The sequence below is a fragment of the Methylorubrum sp. POS3 genome, assembly GCF_043352485.1.
Classification (GTDB): Bacteria; Pseudomonadota; Alphaproteobacteria; order Rhizobiales; family Beijerinckiaceae; genus Methylobacterium; species Methylobacterium suomiense.
Genome location: NZ_JAPRBT010000001.1, coordinates 2400034 through 2416250 on the forward strand (window position 1 = coordinate 2400034; position 16217 = coordinate 2416250).

General features: G+C 68.1%; 14 protein-coding genes. 8 read left to right on the forward strand and 6 right to left on the reverse strand.

Annotated elements, in window-relative coordinates; translation table 11 throughout:
• Positions 1 to 191: 191 nt before the first annotated feature.
• Positions 192 to 1082 (reverse strand): cell envelope integrity EipB family protein, encoded by an 891-nt coding sequence (locus OWC43_RS11295; RefSeq protein ID WP_393956757.1) that lies wholly within the window; start codon positions 1080 to 1082, stop codon positions 192 to 194.
• Positions 1083 to 1549: 467 nt separating this feature from the next.
• Between OWC43_RS11295 and OWC43_RS11300 the strand changes: the two genes are divergently transcribed.
• Positions 1550 to 2101: a GcrA family cell cycle regulator gene (locus OWC43_RS11300; protein WP_393956758.1), complete on the forward strand. Its 552-nt coding sequence runs from the start codon at positions 1550 to 1552 to the stop codon at positions 2099 to 2101.
• A 129-nt stretch (positions 2102 to 2230) separates the two neighbouring features.
• Here OWC43_RS11300 and OWC43_RS11305 read toward each other — a convergent pair whose 3' ends face one another.
• Together OWC43_RS11305 and OWC43_RS11310 are read right to left on the reverse strand one after the other, a co-directional pair.
• Positions 2231 to 2656 (reverse strand): DUF1036 domain-containing protein, encoded by a 426-nt coding sequence (locus tag OWC43_RS11305; protein ID WP_238308205.1) that lies wholly within the window; start codon positions 2654 to 2656, stop codon positions 2231 to 2233.
• A gap of 121 nt (positions 2657 to 2777) precedes the next feature.
• A complete protein-coding gene (locus OWC43_RS11310) occupies positions 2778 to 4091 on the reverse strand; it encodes a glycerate kinase (protein WP_393956759.1) in 1314 nt (437 codons plus the stop codon).
• 224 nt (positions 4092 to 4315) lie between these two features.
• Between OWC43_RS11310 and OWC43_RS11315 the strand changes: the two genes are divergently transcribed.
• The 4 genes from OWC43_RS11315 to OWC43_RS11330 all read left to right on the forward strand — a co-directional run bounded on the left by OWC43_RS11315 (position 4316) and on the right by OWC43_RS11330 (position 6580).
• Positions 4316 to 5089, forward strand: coding sequence for an N-formylglutamate amidohydrolase (locus OWC43_RS11315; protein WP_393956760.1), 774 nt, complete (start codon positions 4316 to 4318; stop codon positions 5087 to 5089).
• Positions 5090 to 5147: 58 nt separating this feature from the next.
• Positions 5148 to 5456: a DUF1244 domain-containing protein gene (locus OWC43_RS11320; protein ID WP_137827228.1), complete on the forward strand. Its 309-nt coding sequence runs from the start codon at positions 5148 to 5150 to the stop codon at positions 5454 to 5456.
• A gap of 170 nt (positions 5457 to 5626) precedes the next feature.
• A complete protein-coding gene (locus OWC43_RS11325) occupies positions 5627 to 5893 on the forward strand; it encodes a DUF2312 domain-containing protein (RefSeq protein ID WP_003601858.1) in 267 nt (88 codons plus the stop codon).
• Positions 5894 to 6082: 189 nt separating this feature from the next.
• On the forward strand, positions 6083 to 6580 hold the full coding sequence (locus OWC43_RS11330) for a lipocalin-like domain-containing protein (RefSeq protein ID WP_393956761.1): 498 nt from the start codon (positions 6083 to 6085) through the stop codon (positions 6578 to 6580).
• Positions 6581 to 6595: 15 nt separating this feature from the next.
• Here OWC43_RS11330 and OWC43_RS11335 read toward each other — a convergent pair whose 3' ends face one another.
• From OWC43_RS11335 to OWC43_RS11345, 3 genes are all read right to left on the reverse strand, one after another.
• Positions 6596 to 8059 carry a DUF882 domain-containing protein gene (locus tag OWC43_RS11335; protein ID WP_393956762.1) on the reverse strand — a complete coding sequence of 488 codons (1464 nt, stop codon included), beginning with the start codon at positions 8057 to 8059 and terminating at the stop codon, positions 6596 to 6598.
• 290 nt (positions 8060 to 8349) lie between these two features.
• Positions 8350 to 10350: a L,D-transpeptidase family protein gene (locus OWC43_RS11340; protein ID WP_393956763.1), complete on the reverse strand. Its 2001-nt coding sequence runs from the start codon at positions 10348 to 10350 to the stop codon at positions 8350 to 8352.
• Positions 10351 to 10618: 268 nt separating this feature from the next.
• Positions 10619 to 12109, reverse strand: a complete 1491-nt coding sequence (locus OWC43_RS11345) for a sigma-54-dependent transcriptional regulator (protein ID WP_393956764.1) — start codon at positions 12107 to 12109, stop codon at positions 10619 to 10621.
• 321 nt (positions 12110 to 12430) lie between these two features.
• Between OWC43_RS11345 and OWC43_RS11350 the strand changes: the two genes are divergently transcribed.
• From OWC43_RS11350 to OWC43_RS11360, 3 genes are all read left to right on the forward strand, one after another.
• Positions 12431 to 14308, forward strand: a complete 1878-nt coding sequence (locus OWC43_RS11350) for a M3 family oligoendopeptidase (protein ID WP_393956765.1) — start codon at positions 12431 to 12433, stop codon at positions 14306 to 14308.
• 47 nt (positions 14309 to 14355) lie between these two features.
• The gene (locus OWC43_RS11355; protein ID WP_393956766.1) at positions 14356 to 14673 is read left to right on the forward strand and encodes a hypothetical protein; all 318 of its coding nucleotides are present in this window, start codon (positions 14356 to 14358) and stop codon (positions 14671 to 14673) included.
• A 103-nt stretch (positions 14674 to 14776) separates the two neighbouring features.
• Positions 14777 to 16147 (forward strand): ABC1 kinase family protein, encoded by a 1371-nt coding sequence (locus OWC43_RS11360; RefSeq protein ID WP_393956767.1) that lies wholly within the window; start codon positions 14777 to 14779, stop codon positions 16145 to 16147.
• Positions 16148 to 16217 lie beyond the last annotated feature (70 nt).

Consider the following 16217-nt stretch of genomic DNA (forward strand, 5'->3'; position numbering starts at 1 on the left):
TGCGCTCGATCGCTGGACTTCACGCGCCCGGACATCATCGACACCGTCGTCCCCGCAGCGATTTCACCCTTCGCAATCGCCCGTACAGCGGCTCTGATCGTAGCCTCCGCGTTGCGAAGCACGTCAGCGGTCATCTTGGGGAGCTGCCGGGGCCAACGCGCCCAGCTGGCAAACGACCCTTGTGCGCGCAGTCAGCGCCGACAATCCGCGTCCGACTTGGCGTCGCCCTTGCCCTTGTCCTTCGTCAGGTCAAGCTGGGTCAGGTTCCCGGAGATGGCGAAGTCGCCGTAATCGAGATTCAGCCGGCCGCTGACGCCGTTCTCGTAGAGGTCGAAGGTCAGTGTGTAGATCGGCGTGCGCTCGCCTTCGCCCGCGGTGAAGTAGCTGAGCGTCACCGGCCAGCGGCGCATCCCGGCGAGGTCGCCCTCGCGCAGCGGCTTGTCGCGCTCGGTATCCGCGGCGGGCGCCGCGCTCGCCCGTCCGATCACCGCCAGGGTGTCGTAGACCTTGCGGCCGTCATCGGAGCCGTCGAACACCTTGGCCGAGACGGTCGTCTCACCGGCCTTCGCCGCCTTGAGCAGGCGCAGCATATGGCGGACCGGGAACATCACCTCGCCGCCGGACTGGAACTCCGCGCGCTTCGGCTCCTTCAGCTTTACCTTCAATGCCTCGCTCCCGGCCTCGGCAGTGCCGTCGATCGCGGCCGACGGGACGTTGTTGAGGAAGGTGGCCGTACGGAAGCGGAAGCTGGCGCCGTCGCCGCTCTCGAAGGTGGAATTGCGCAGATCGGAGGTGCGATTCCCGGATTCGGAGGAATCCAGCATCGTCACCTGCCGGGTCTGCATGGTGAAGCCGCGGCAGGCATCGCCGGAAAAATCGATGACGATGCGTCCGCGCACGCTCTCCACCGAACGCGTCCCCTCGGACCGGGCGAGCGACAGGTCATAGACCGCCCGGTGATTGACGAGATGGATCGCCGCCTCGTTCGGAACCGGAGCGGCGGGGCTCGCCGCTCCCGCGCCGGTCGCAGCGGACGAGAGGGAAGCGACGATCAGGAGGGCCGGTGCGAGGCGCAGACGCATGCGAACTCCGGAATTGGGACCGGCCGTGCGGCCGAGTGCCCGACAGATAGTCGAAGCGTCCGAACAGGCAAATCCAAGCCCTGTCTGTCGCTTCGTCCTCGGCTTGCCGGGAGCGGGCACACGGGGAAACGGGGCCATGATCCTCGATGGGAGATCCGTAAAATTATCGATATCTCAGAATATCTTATCAATGATCTTGCGGCGCCGAAGCGATGGTTCGGGCGGAGCGGCCGGGCGATCGGACGATTGGCGGTGGAAACCGCCGCCGGGGTCGCCGCGGCGCTTGCTCCGCGGTCGAGCTGTCCTGTAGTCTGCCTCAGATCGCCGAGCGGATGTTCGGTCCGTGTTAACCGATCTGTGCAGGGCCGCGTCGACGGCTCGCACAAAACGGCTTTGCGCCGTAGGCGGATGCTTGGGCCGGCGGGATTTTACCGGCCATGGCGATCCGGAACGTTGTGGAGGGGGCAATGACGGAAGCGGTCCCGAGCTGGACGGATGAGCGCGTGGAGCTGCTTCGTCGCCTATGGGATGACGGGCTCAGCGCCAGCCAGATCGCCCTGCAGATCGGCGGCGTCTCCCGCAACGCCGTGATCGGCAAGGTTCACCGGCTCGGACTGGCCGGTCGGGTGAAACCGCTCGGGCAAGTCGCCGCCAATGGGCGACGCAAGGGCGACGAGGTGGAGATCGAGGCCAGCGAAACCGTCGTGATCGTCGAGGAACCGACCGTTCCCGAGCCGCCCGCGATCGTCACGCACCGTCCCGCCGCCGATTTCCCGCTGAACCCGCTACCCTCCGCCGCGCCGCAGCCCGTGGCCCTCGCGGTGTCCGAGCGTGTCACCATCATGGACCTGCGGGACTCGATGTGCCGCTGGCCGATGGGCGATCCGACCAAGCCGGATTTCCGCTTCTGCGGCGCTCGCTCCATCACCGGCCTGCCCTATTGCAGCCAACACGCCCAGATCGCCTACCAGCCCGCCGCCGAGCGCAAGCGCGACCGTCGCGTCGCGGGCATGCGCTGAGGTCGAGAGAACACGGACGAAAATCCGGGCTCCCCTCGCATAGTGAGCCGCAGTTCGCACCTGTCGTTGGCGCTCGCGCCAACGGTCAGTGAGCCATCGGATCGGGATTGGCTTGCGTGCAAACGTCCGTCAGGGACCGCCCGTGACGGGCTGACCCGGATCAGAGAGTTGGATCGTCCAGTTCTTCTGCTGGCCGGTGTCGACTTCGATGAAGCCGTTGCGATCGAAGCCGCGTGCGAGGCAATCCTCGACGCCGCGGATCGTGAAGGCGGTATCGCGGGTGCACATCATCGCCCGCCCACCCCATTCGCCGCCCCGCGTGTAATCCACCGCATAGACGTAGTAGAACTGCGCTGCGAGGGCGCCCTTCTGCAGGGTTTCGCAGCTGCGCGGCTTCAGATCCCACCAGCCCTCCGTCACCCAACCCTGGGCGTCGCGGTAGCCCAGCGTCACCCCGACCTTGCTGGCGGTCTGGTTGCACAGGCGCAGGTCGGCGCGGGCCGAACCGGGCAGGAGCGTGAGCCCCGCCGCGAGACACAGGGCTAACAGGGAAATCCAGCGACCGCCCGCGCGCCGCTCCTCGAATGGCTTCGAGAGAGTCGAGGCGGGGCGGCACTGGCCGCGATGGCACCGGGCACCGCTGGTTCGTCCGAGCGCCCCTTCCTGGGTCAAAACACTATCCGACGAGGATGACGCGGCAATCGTTGACATTCGTGCGGGTCGGACCGGGCTGTACGAGATCGCCGATGGTGGCGAAGAATCGCGTCGAATCGTTGTCCGTCAGCATCGCCTGCGGATCGAGGCCGGCGGCGCGGGCGCGCTCCAGCGTCGAAGCGTCGACGAGACCGCCGGCCGGATCGGTGGCCGCGCCGCGTCCGCCATCGGTGCCGTCGGTGTCGGCGGCGATCCCGGCGATGCCTTCGGCCCCATTCAGAGCGAGGGCGAGCGCGAGGGCATATTCCTGGTTCGGCCCGCCGTCACCCTCGCCGCGGATTGTGACGGTGAGTTCGCCGCCGGAAATCAGCGCGACCCGCCGCCCGGCCGCCTTGGCATCGAGGGCCAGACGCGCATGCTCGGCGGCGACCTCGCGGGCCTCGCCCTCGAGGTCGGATCCCAGCATCACCGGCTCATAACCGGCCCGCCGCGCCGCCTCGGCCGCGGCTTCCAAAGCGTCGATCGGGCGGGCGATGATGCGGTACTCGGCCCGCGCGAAAGCCGGATCGCCCGCCTTCGGGGTCTCGTTGGCCGGATCGTTAAGGAGGGCCAGGGCGGATTCCGGCAGCGTGATGCCGCGCCGCTCGCAGATCGCGCGGGCATCGGCCAGGGTCGAGGGATCGGGCACGGTCGGGCCCGAGGCGATGACCGAGGGATCGTCGTGCGGCACGTCCGAGATCGCCAGGGTGAGGATCGACTTGGCGTTCCGCGCCGCAACGGCGAGCCGGCCCCCCTTGATGCGCGAGAGGTGCTTGCGCACCGCGTTGATCTCGTTGATCGGCGCGCCCGAGCGCAGCAGAGCCTTCGTGATCGCCTGCTTTTCCGCCAGCGTCAGATTGCCGGCCGGTGCGATCCAGTTGGCGGAGCCGCCTCCGGAGAGCAGCACCAGCACCTCGTCCTCAGGACCGGCGCTCGCGGCGATGGCCAGCGTTTCCCGGGTGGCCTCGATGCCGGCGGCGTCCGGCACGGGATGGCCCGCCTCGACCATGCGGATGCCCGGAGCGTCCTCACCGTAGCCGTGGCGCGCCACGGCGAAGCCGACGATGCGGTCCTCCGGCACGCCGTGCTCCTGGCGATAGAACCGGCTCGCCACAGCGGCCATGGAGCCGCCGGCCTTGCCCGCACCGAGGATGATGAGACGACCCGGCGTCGGCGCCGGCAGATGGCCGACGAGGCATTTGCGCGGGTGCGCGGCAGCGATGGCCTCGTCGAGGATGGCGGACAGCAGGGCGCGCCGCTCCCGGATGGCCGGATCGGACGGGGCAGGGGCGGTCATGGGCGTCCTCGCGGCAGCGTCTTCAGGTCTTGCTTGGCTTCGTGCTTGCCCGAGCCCCGGCGGCACGGCAAGTCTCCGCCGTTTCACAAAACTTTCGCAGGGCGCCGCATTCTTTTTGTAGGGGCGGTCGCCGGACCGGACCGGCTCCGGCACCGATCCCGCATGGCGGCGTCCGCTCGGCCGTCGGCCCTGTCGAAGAAGCCCGGCCTGCCCAGATAGACGCCATGTTCAGTCCCGATCCCGCGACCACGCTTCGCCCCGAGGAACCCGTCGAGACCATCGCGGGCGATCCGGGGCGCGGCTTGCTTATCCTGTGCGAGCACGCCTCCAACCACGTGCCGGACGACCTCGACCGCCTCGGCGTGCCGGAGCGGGAATTTTCCCGCCACATCGCCTACGACATCGGCGCGGCGGCGGTGACGCGCCGGTTGGCGGCCCTGCTCGGCGTGCCGGCCGTGCTGACGCGCTTTTCCCGCCTCATCATCGATCCGAACCGGGGGCGACGCGATCCGACTTTGGTGATGCGGCTGTCGGACGGGGCGATCGTACCGGGCAACGCCCGCATCGATGCCGCGGGCATCGCCGAGCGGATCCGTCGCTTCTACGCGCCGTTCGATCGGGCGGTGGATGCCGGCGTGGCCCGGGCCGAAGCCGAAGGCTCGCCGCCGATGATCCTGACCATGCACAGCTTCACCCCGTTCTGGCGCACCATCGCCCGCCCGTGGCAGGTCGGCGTTCTCTACGACCGCGACGACCGCATGGCCCGCCCGATCATCGACGCCCTGATCCGCGATCCGGCCGGTCTCTGCGTCGGCGACAACCAGCCCTATGGCGGGGGCCTTCCGGGCGACACGATCGACCGCCACGCCACCGCCCGCGGCCTGCCCAACGCCCTGATCGAGATCCGCCAAGATCTGATCGGCGGGCCGGAGGGCCAGGAGGAATGGGCACAGCGCTTCGCGGCGCTGCTCCGGCCGATGCTGAAGCCGCCGGCTTGACGGCTCGCCGCCGGGGAACGACCTGAGGGCGACAGTCCCACCGACAGGATGCTCCCCGATGAACGACATCGATCCCGCCACGCAGACCGAACTGGAGGCGGCGGTGTTCCGTCGGCTCGTGTCGCACCTGCGCAACCGCACCGACGTGCAGAACATCGACCTGATGAACCTCGCCGGCTTCTGCCGGAACTGCCTGTCGAACTGGCTCAAGGACGCCGCCGACGAGCGCGGCCTCGGCGTCACGAAGGATCAGAGCCGCGAGCACGTCTACGGGATGCCCTACGAGGAATGGAAGCGGCAGCACCAGACGGAGGCGAGCTCCGATCAGCAGGCCCGCTTCGACACGGCACAGGCCAAAGGCCACTGAACGGCGTCACCGGGCGACCTTCGGCGGGCGATCGACGCGGTTGCCGGCGACCCGCGCCCCGGCCAAGGAAGGCGGCATCAACCGCTGAGTAAGGTTGATGGGCTACCCCCGGACGATCCGGCGCGCCGGCCCGTGGGGGTCGGCCCGCCACCGCACGAAGGAGCGCCGCCATGGCCGCATCGCCTGCCCCCGCCGTCGACCCGTCCTCGGTCGCCGCCGACCAGCTCAAGAGCATCATCGAGCGCATCGAACGCCTCGAAGAGGAGAAGGCCGGCATCGCGGGCGACATCAAGGACGTCTATGCCGAGGCCAAGGCCAACGGCTTCGACGTGAAGGTGCTGCGCAAGATCATCTCCCTGCGCAAGCGCGACCACGACGAGCGCCAGGAAGAGGAGGCGATCCTCGAACTCTACCTCCAGGCGCTGGGCATGGCGTAGGCGCGTCGCCCAGTCGTTCGGCTCTCACGCGCGTTTCCAGCGCGACGTCCCTTCGGCCGGCGGCGTGGTCCCACGCTGTCGCGACGCGCTTCGGCTGTTGACGGAAGCCGTCGAACCCTTCGGTTCGGACGCATCGAACCGCCCCGCCCGGTGTTAACCTGCGCTTCGCACACCGGACGGGGTTGTCTCATGAGCACATCGGGCCGTTACGCCACCCTTCTCGTCCTCGCCGCCGGTGCCGCGCCGCTCGCAGCCCGGGCGGACTCCGATCCGCGGCTGACCGGATTGTGGAAACTCGTCTCCTATGAGGTCGAGGTTCGCACCGACGGGACCAAGATGCCGGTGATGGGCGAGCGGCCCACGGGCTACGCCTATTTCACCCCAGAAAACCGGGTTTTCTTCGTGTTGACCGGCGAGGGCCGCAAGCCCGCCGAGACCGACGCGCAGCGCGCCGACCTCTTGGGCACCCTGGTCTCCTATAGCGGCACGTTCCGCACGGAAGGCGACCAATGGACGGCGAAGCTCGACGTGGCCTGGGACCCGAAATGGGTGGGCACCGAGCAGACCCGCATGTTTTCTCTCGACGGCGAGCGGCTGCGGGTGCTGACCCCCTGGCGGGTCATGCCCAACTGGGCCGACAAGGGCGAGACCCGCAGCATCGTGACGTTCGTGCGCGGGAAGGATTGAGCGCGGCGCCGCGCCTCAGCGGGGCAGGGCTATCGCGGGCATCGTCTGCTCGCTGACACGAGCGGCGGACACGGCTGCCGAGATCCAGAAGGCCCCGGGAGGCGTGGCATCGGGCATCAAACGCACCTGGGCGACCCGCACCGGCGCGCTCGGACGCGCGACAGCCTGCGCCGTGGCCACGAACAGGCTGCGGACCTGCTCGCGCGGGTCGGCATCCGCCGGGACCAGCGGGACGGGGGGCTCGGCGGTCTCGCGCTCGGCGGCTGCCTCCACGACGGCCACATTGGCCATTCCGGCGAGCCCGGAACCGTCGAGCGAGGCGAGTTGGACCGGGCGGCGCGGCGGCAGCGGCACGTTGTGCAGTCCCGCCACGGCGATGAGTTCCGTAGGACGGCGCGGCGGCAACGGTGCGACGATCGATCCGGCGGGCACGGCCATCCCGGTCAGAAGTTCCTTTGCCGATGGCGTACCCTGCTTGAGGGTCGCGTTGCGCAACGCTTCCGAGGCGTTCGGAGCGGCATAGGCGAGCGCTTGGCCGGTCGCTTGCGTCGCGGCCTGGGCTGCGCCGGTACCGTCGGACGGATCGGCGCTCGCCACCACGACGCTGGATTTCGTCCGCCCCTTGGCCGGAGCCGGCGCGCTGGCGACGGTTGTCGTCGACGACGGGCTCGCGCCGCCGCCGAACAGCGAGGCGAAGAAGCCCTTCACGCCGGGACCGTCATCCATCTCCTCGGCGCTCGCGACCATCGTCTGGCCGAGCACGGTGCCGCCGCGGGCCAGGATCTCGGCGCGCGCCTCTTCGTAGCGGGCCAGGGGCTTACCATCGGCCGGGAGGTGAACGGTCTTGCCGTCGGGGAACAGGCGGGCGAGCTGATCGCTCGTCATCCGTGGCCAGGACCGCACCGAGCCGACATCGAGATGGACGAAGGGTGAACCGGACCGGGGATACCAGCCGACGCCGCCGCGCTGCAGCCGCATCCCGGCGGCGCGGATCTGGTCGATGCTGGCATCGGGAAGGAAGAAATCGATGGCCTTGCCGGCCATGTGCTGGCTGGTCTCGGCGACGCCGGAGGAGCGGCGGCGCAGCATCCCGTTGGTCTTCGAGCTGCGATAGCCGCAGACGATGCGCAAGGGCGCTGTCGATCCGATGGAGCGCTGCGCCTCCCAGATCACGTCGAACAGACGCGGATCCATCTTGGTAGCTTCGTTCTCGCGCCAGTCGCGCAGGAGCCAGTTGAGCTGATCGAGGGCGGATCGGTCGTAGCGTCCGTCACGCTTGAACACGACCGTGACGCTCTCGCCGGTATGCTCATGGACCATCGAAATCTGGCGGGTGTCGCCATTGGCGACCGCGTCCTGCGTGCCGCCGGTACCGGCGAGCAGGACCGCGGCGACCGAAGCCAGGACCGTGACGAGGCGCCGCCGGCCGGAGACCGGAGAGGGGGCAGGCACGCGGTTCCGCAGAAGGATCTGCAGCATTGTCCTCACCTCCGCCGGGCAGGTCTCACAGGCCCGCCTGTTGGGCCGCATACCGACCATCCGAAGGACGGGTAGGGGGCAACCATGGCGATGCTGGGGGCCAACCGTGGCGGAAACGTGCCGCGCAAGAGCGTCGGCGCACCTGAACGCCGAAACCGTTGTGAATTGCGAGGACGGTGGAGTTCAGCGTGCTCGATCCGGGCGCGGTTCATCCTGACACGCCTCCGGCCCAGACCAACGGCATGTCAGGAACGAGATGGACGCGCAGCTCCAAAATCGATGAAGCCGGTCTACCAAAAGCTACGGGATTCGCGGCGCACCGGCTCGGGCGGCCAGGGCTCACCGAACATGTCCACGTTGCGGCGGGGCTCCGTCCGCACGGCCTGACGCGGCGCGGGCGCGGGGCGCGGAGCCGGACGATGCACATCGTGGGCGACCGGAGCGGCGCGTGAGGCCGTGACCTGCTTGGCCGAGCCCGACGGGGCACGCGCCACCGCCTCGGAGCGCGGGGCGAGGCCGAGGGCGACCTTCATCGGACCATCATAGCCATACAGGTCGGTGAGGGTACGGTAGGACCCGAACTCGTCCACGGTGGCGGTGAAATAGGCGAGGTGCACCGGGAGCTTCGCCGGCAGGCGAAGGGTGCGCTCGCCCTTGCCGATCAGCTTCTTCAACCGCTCCTCGGTCCAGTCGGGCAGCACCGCGTCGGCAAAGCGGAAGGGATCGTCCACACGCACGCAGCCATGGCTGAAGGCCCGGGTCGAGGCCGAGAACAGCGACCGGTTCGGCGTGTCGTGCAGGTAGACCGCGTGCTGGTTCGGGAACATGAACTTGATGAAGCCGAGCGCGTTGCGCTCACCCGGCGGCTGGCGCAGCGAGATCTGACCGCCCCGGCGGACCACCTCGAACCCGGCGGTGCGGCCGGAGGCCAGCATCTGCTTGAGGATCGAAGGCGGCACGTACCAGGACGGATTGACGACGGCGTATTCCATCAACCCCGAAAAGGTCGGGGTCGGGCTCTCGGGCTTGCCGACGATGACGCGCGTCTCGTCCTTCAGGCTGCCGTTGCGGAAGACCCGCAGCTTGAACTCCGGCACGTTGACGAAGACGTAGTCCGAGCCGAGTTCGGAGGGCAGCCAGCGCCACCGCTCCATGTTGACGATGAGGTCCGCCTCGCTACCGCTGCTTTTGGGAACACTGGAATCGGCGAGGGCCGCGACGGTAGCGCGGGTGAGCGTACCATTGGCGGGCAGACCCCGGCTACGCTGGAAGCTAGCGACGGCGTCCGCCACCGCCCGGTCGTAGGCATCGGCCGGCTTTCCGGTCTCACCGGCGGCTGTGTCGCCCATCCCGGTCGGGCCGCTCCCCAGACCGAACCGGCTGCGCAGCAGCGGCACCCGCGGATCGCTCATGCCGAGCTTGAGTACAGGCCCCGCCGGCAATCGCACGGTCGGCGTCCCCTGCGGGCGGCCTGCCCGCAGGGAGGCGAGTCGCGCCTTGAGTGCGAGATAACCGGGCTGATGCGGATTGTAGCCCTGCAGGATCTCACCCGCCTTCGGTCCGGCGCCGGCGACGCGAGCCAGGGTCGCGTCGGCGGTCGGCAGATCGAGGCTCGGCGTGACGAGCTTCGAGATCGAGGCGGGATTGACGCGCCCGCCCCGGGCGTCGCGGGCATAGAGGGCGATCGCCGCCGAGAGTTTCAGGTCGGCATCGGCGATCTCCGCATCGGTATCGGGACGGCTGAGCTTACCCAGTACCGGCACGGGGTAGGCGTTCGGATCGAGCCCATCCTCCTCTGCGGCGCGCAAGCGCCCGATGGCGGCGTTGGCCGCCGCGGTGAAGCTGTCGTTCTCGACCCAGGCCGGCTTGAAATTGCCGAGGGCGTAGAAGGCCTGCATGGCCTCCCGGTCCTTGCCCGTCAGCCGTTGGAGCAGGGGAGCCGGATCGTTGAGGCGAGCGAAGACGGCGGCCGGCAACGGCTCGCTCGGCGCCACGGGGGCAGCTGGAGCTTCCGCAGTGGGAGCCGCTGCGTCCGGCGGCGTGGAACTCTGGACCGAAGGCGGCGCGGGCGTTCCCTGGTCGGGAGCTGCCTCGGGCACCGCCGGGTTCGTCACGGCTGGTGGATCGGCGGGCGTCTCGACCGCCGCTTTCTCGATGGCCGATCTGGGAATCGTGGCGTCGCCCGCGCCGAACTCTTCGCCCCGCACGGCCGGAGCCAGAGCGAGAAGGGCCGCGAACGCGACGGACAGGGTCCGCAGGACGCTCGATCCGGCTCCGGTTTCAGCGTGCATGGCGGCAACTCCCAGGAAACGGCCGAGTTTGCCGCAACCTTCATTAAAGATCATCGTTCCAAGCCTGACCGTGCGCAACCGCACGGTCACCCGGTATCGGATCGTTGTTTTGGGCGAGGACCCAGCTGTCTCGTCGGCCACGACGCGGACCACTGGCTACTTTGCCAGTTTTGTGCGTCCATTCCGGGCCCGAACACCTTCCGCCCATCGTCGAAGACGCTCCGCCCGGCACGCAGACGGAACGAAGTCATTCGTGCGGCGACCGCGATCAGGCTGCGTCGTCGGCGCGCTCGTCCTCGTCGAGCCCAAGTTCCTTGAGCTTGCGATAGAGCGTGGATCGGCCGATTCCGAGGCGGCGGGACACTTCGGACATTCGGCCGCGGTAGAATTGCAGGGCGAAGCGGATCGCCTCTGCCTCGATCGCTTCCATGGTCTTCATCTCGCCGGTGTCCTCGACCACGAGGGACATGGCGTGAGGATCGCGCACTTCGACGCGCACGATCTCGCGCACCGGCTCCATGCCACCGGCCGGCAGGGCCGACTGATTCGGCGCCGGCGGGATGCGCACGTCGAAACCTTCGACCTGCGCGGCGATCTGGGGAAATTCGGCGACGGTCAACTCGTCGCCATCGGCGAGCACCACGGCACGGAACAACGCGTTCTCCAACTGGCGGACATTGCCCGGCCACGGATAGCGGGTCAGGAGCGCCATCGCCTCCGGAGTGATGCCACGCAGGCGCTTGCCTTCTTCCGCGGCGAAGCGGGCACAGAACGAGCGCACGAGATCCGGAATGTCCTCCCGGCGCGCTCGCAGGGGCGGCAGGGTCATCGGGAAGACGTTGAGACGGTAATAGAGATCCTCGCGGAACTTGCCCTGCTTGACGAGGTCGAGCAGCGAGCGGTTCGTCGCCGAGATCAGGCGGATATCGACGCGTACCGCGCGCTTGCCGCCGACGGGATCGACTTCGCCTTCCTGAAGCGCGCGCAGGAGCTTCACCTGCGCGTCGAGGGGCAACTCGCCGATCTCGTCGAGGAACAAGGTGCCGCCCGATGCCTCGACGAACTTGCCGACATGGCGCTCGGTGGCGCCAGTGAAGGCTCCCTTCTCGTGGCCGAACAGGGTGGATTCCACGAGATTGTCGGGGATCGCGCCGCAATTCACGGTGACGAACGACTTGCCGCGGCGCTCGCCCGACCCCTGGATCGCCCGGGCCAGCACCTCCTTGCCGACACCGGATTCGCCCTCGATCAGCACGGGAATGTTAGACTTCGCCGAGCGCTCGGCGAGCCGGATCACCCGATCCATGTCCGGGCTCTTGGAGGCGAGATCCTTGAAACCCAGCGATCCCGAGGCGCGGCGGCGCATCCGCCGCACTTCCTCTTCGAGCTGATCGACGCGGAGCGCGTTCTTGATCGAAACCTGCAGCCGTTCGGCGCCGGCGGGTTTGACCACGAAATCGACGGCGCCGGCCCGCATGGCGTTCACGACGGCGTCGATGGAGCCGTTCGAGGTCTGGACGATGACCGGCGTGTCGATGCCGCTCTTCCGCATCTCGGCGAGGACGGCCAGCCCATCCATGCCGCCGGGCATGACGAGGTCGAGGAGAACCACGTCGATGCCTTCGCCCGCCCGCAGCAGGTTGAGACCGTCGAGACCGTTCTCGGCGATCCGAGCCTCGAAGCCGAGGCGGCGCACCATCGCCTCGGCGAGGCGGCGCTGAACGGGATCGTCGTCGATGATCAGGACGGTGGTGGACATGCGGGGCGCCTCGCTTTCCGCTTTTCCCCGGCCGTCCGCGCGCAGCTTCCGCCGGGGCGGGGCCGATCATGCGTGGGGCGGGCTGTTTCGTTTCGGCGCACAAGGTCGCTCAGATGCGTAAAGCGCCGCTTAACGACACGGGCACTTTCCGCGCAAAAGGGCTTGGAGTCTGACCGGGATCGCCTTTCGTGCCGGGTCGCCCGTTGCGACCGCGCGGCGGATCCGAGTTGATCGGCGGCCTTGACCGCTCGATATCAGGGGGCGGGAACGCGGGCCGGTTTCCGAGCCTTGACCCGTCTCTTCGCGAGGAAGCTGCACATCATGTCGAGCCGAGCCGTCATCGCCGCCCTGTCACCGGAAATGGCGAGGATCCCGGACGGTCTCGCGGCCCTGCGCAGCGCGGCGCAGGCTGCGGATCTCGGCACCCTGCCCGAATGGGACCTAAGCGATCTCTATCCCGGCATCGATTCCCCGGCCTTCAGTGACGACCTCGCGCGGGCCGAGGCCGAGGCACAGACCTTCGCGGAGCGTTATTCCGGTCGCATTGGCGAGATCGCGCTGAGCGCGGACGCCTCGTCGGAGTTGGGACGCGCGGTTGCGGCCTTCGAACAGATCGAGGATCTGATGGGTCGGCTGATGTCCTATGCCGGCCTCGTCTATTCCGGCGACACGACCGACGAGACCCGCGCCAAGTTCTACGGCGACACCCGCGAGCGGCTGACCGCGGCCTCGGGCAATCTGCTGTTCTTCGGGCTGGAGCTGAACCGCGTCGAGGACGCGGTCATGGATCGAGCCATGGCGCAAGGCGCGCTCGCCAAGTACCGCCCCTGGATCGAGGATCTCCGGGCGGAGAAACCCTACCAGCTCGATGATCGCACCGAGAAGCTGTTCCTCGAGAAGTCGGTCACCTCGAACGCCGCCTGGGACCGGCTGTTCAACGAGACCATCGCCTCGCTGCGCTTCTCGGTTCAGGGCGAGCAGCTGACCCTGGAGCCGACCCTCAACAAGCTTCAGGATCGCGACGGCGCCGTTCGCCAGGAGGCGGCCCTCGCCCTGGGCGACACCCTGCGCTCGAACCTGCGCGTCTTCGCGCTGATCACCAACACACTGGCCAAGGACAAGGAGATCTCCGATCGCTGGCGCGGCTTCAAGGACGTGGCGGATGCACGCCACCTCTCGAACCGCGTCGAGCCGGAGGTCGTCGCCGCGATGGTCGAGGCGGTCCGCGCGGCTTATCCACGCCTGTCGCACCGCTATTATCGGCTCAAGGCCAAGTGGTTCGGCGTCGAGGCTCTGCCCTATTGGGACCGGAACGCGCCTCTGCCGAAGGTCGAGCAGCGGACAATTCCCTGGGCGGAGGCCCGCGACACCGTCCTCGACGCCTACAACGCCTTCTCACCGGACATGGCGGGGATCGCCAAGCGATTCTTCGACGGCGGATGGATCGATGCGCCGACCCGACCGGGCAAGGCACCGGGCGCCTTCGCCCACCCGACTGTGCCCTCAGCCCATCCCTACGTGCTGGTCAATTACCAGGGGAAACCGCGGGACGTGATGACGCTGGCGCACGAGCTCGGCCACGGCGTCCATCAGGTGCTGGCGGCTCCCAACGGTGCCCTGATGGCGCCGACGCCGCTGACGCTCGCCGAAACCGCGAGCGTGTTCGGCGAGATGCTGACCTTCCGCAAGCTCCTGGCCGAGACCACCGACCCGACCCAGCGCCGCGCGATGCTCGCGGCCAAGGTCGAGGACATGATCAACACGGTGGTGCGTCAGATCGCATTCTACTCGTTCGAGCGGAAGGTGCATCTCGCCCGCACGAAGGGGGAGCTGACCGCCGACGAGATCAACGCCCTGTGGATGTCGGTGCAGGCCGAGAGCCTCGGGCCGGCGATCACCCTCGACAAGGGCTACGAGCCGTTCTGGGCCTACATCCCGCACTTCATCCATTCGCCGTTCTACGTCTACGCCTACGCTTTCGGCGACTGCCTCGTGAACTCGCTCTACGGCGTCTACGCCCGCGCCGAATCCGGTTTCGTCGAGCGCTACTTCGCCCTTCTCTCGGCGGGCGGCTCGAAGCCGTACGGCGAACTCCTGAAGCCGTTCGGGCTGGATGCGCGCGACCCCGGCTTCTGGCAGATCGGGCTCGGGATGATCGAGGGAATGATCGCTGAGCTTGAGGCGATGGAGGACGCATAGTCGCTCTTAAAAGAAGGCAACTCCGTGCATGTTCTGGTTGATCGAACATGCACGGAGCCAACGTCGTGAGGGCCAAAAATTCAAGCGTTGGCGATGCTCTCGGCCTCATCCTTCCGAACGACCTTTTCGGCAGGCCTAAGCTGGATCAGGGCGCATCGCTGTACTCGGCGGTGAATATCGACGGCACCTTAAACCTCTCGTCGCACGATCCAGCCTTCGTGAAGGGTCTTGAGGTCGCCGAAAAAGCGATGGACACCGACCGGGGCGCCCTGCCCGAGCGGAAGACGCGGGGAGGGTGCAACGCAATGGGCGAACGGTTTCGCTCGGGCTGGTCAGGCCGCCCCCGCCGAATTCGCAGCAACTGACCTCAAAGGTAAGTGCCGCGGCGCGCCGTCCCAGCGCCCTGGGCGCGGGGAGGGCGCGCGCCTATTTCGGATCACATCTTCATCAGGATCGATCCGTCAGGCCATGGCCGAAACCGACCGCGAAGCCAACCGCTTCTCCGCCCGCGCGAGCCGCTACGCCAGCGTCGGCGCCAATGTCGGCGGCGTGGCCGCCCGGATGGCCGCCGCCCGCCTGTTCGGCGGCAAGGACGGCGCCGCGCCGAGCAACGCCGCCGCCCTGGCCCAGGCGCTCGGCGGCTTGAAGGGGCCGATCATGAAGGTGGCGCAGTTGCTCGCCACCGTGCCCGACCTGCTCCCGCCCGAATATGCCGCCGAACTGCAGAAGCTTCAGGCCGATGCGCCGCCCATGGGGGCCGCCTTCGTCAAGCGGCGGATGATGGCCGAACTCGGCGCCGACTGGCAGAGCCGCTTCACCCACTTCGATCTCAAGCCGGCGGCGGCAGCCTCCCTGGGCCAAGTCCATCGGGCCGTCTCGCCCGACGGTGCGCCGCTCGCCTGCAAGCTCCAGTACCCGGACATGCAGTCGGCGGTGGAGGCCGATCTCAAGCAGCTACAGGTCGCCTTCGCTCTCCACCGCCGCATGAATTCCTGGCTCGATACGACGGAGATCGCCAAGGAGATCGGCGCCCGCGTGCGCGAGGAACTCGATTACGAGCGCGAGGCCAAGCATGCCGCGCTCTACGGCAATGTCCTCAAGGACATCGATTCGGTCCGTGTGCCGCAGGTGCACAAGGACCTCTCGACCAAGCGCCTGTTGACGCTCGGATGGCTCGACGGCGAGAAGATCCTGACCTTCGCCCAATCACCCATCGAAGTCCGCAACCGGCTCGCCCAGGCGATGTTCAGGGCTTGGTGGCACCCGTTCAGCCGTGCCGCCGTCATTCACGGCGATCCGCATCTCGGCAATTACACCGTCTTCTCCGAGGGTGGGGAGCCGCAGGGCATCAACCTGCTGGATTACGGCTGCGTGCGCATCTTCCACCCGCGCTTCGTCGGCGGTGTGGTCGATCTCTATCGCGGCCTGTTGGAAAACGACCGCGACCGGATCGTCCATGCCTACGAAGTCTGGGGGTTCAAGAAGCTCGACCGCGAGACCGTCGATATTCTCAATATCTGGGCGCGCTTCATCTACGGGCCGCTCCTTGAGGATCGCACCCGCACCGTCGCCGACGGCATCGAGCCAGGTGCCTATGGCCGACGCGAGGCGTTCTCGGTTCACCAGGCACTGAAGGAGCGTGGTCCCGTCACGGTCCCTCAAGAATTCGTGTTCATGGACCGCGCGGCGGTCGGTCTCGGGGCGGTGTTCCTCCACCTGCGCTCTGAACTGAATTACCACCGACTGTTTGAAGCGGAAATCGAACGGTTTTCCCTCGATGCTCTCGCGGAGCGCCAGGAGACGGCATTGATGGCGGCGGGATTGCCGCTCCCCGCCTGAACCTTCACCGGAAAACCCGTCATCCGATTATCAACCAGTCGGTCAAGCTGATTGCTCCCCGCCAAGCCTT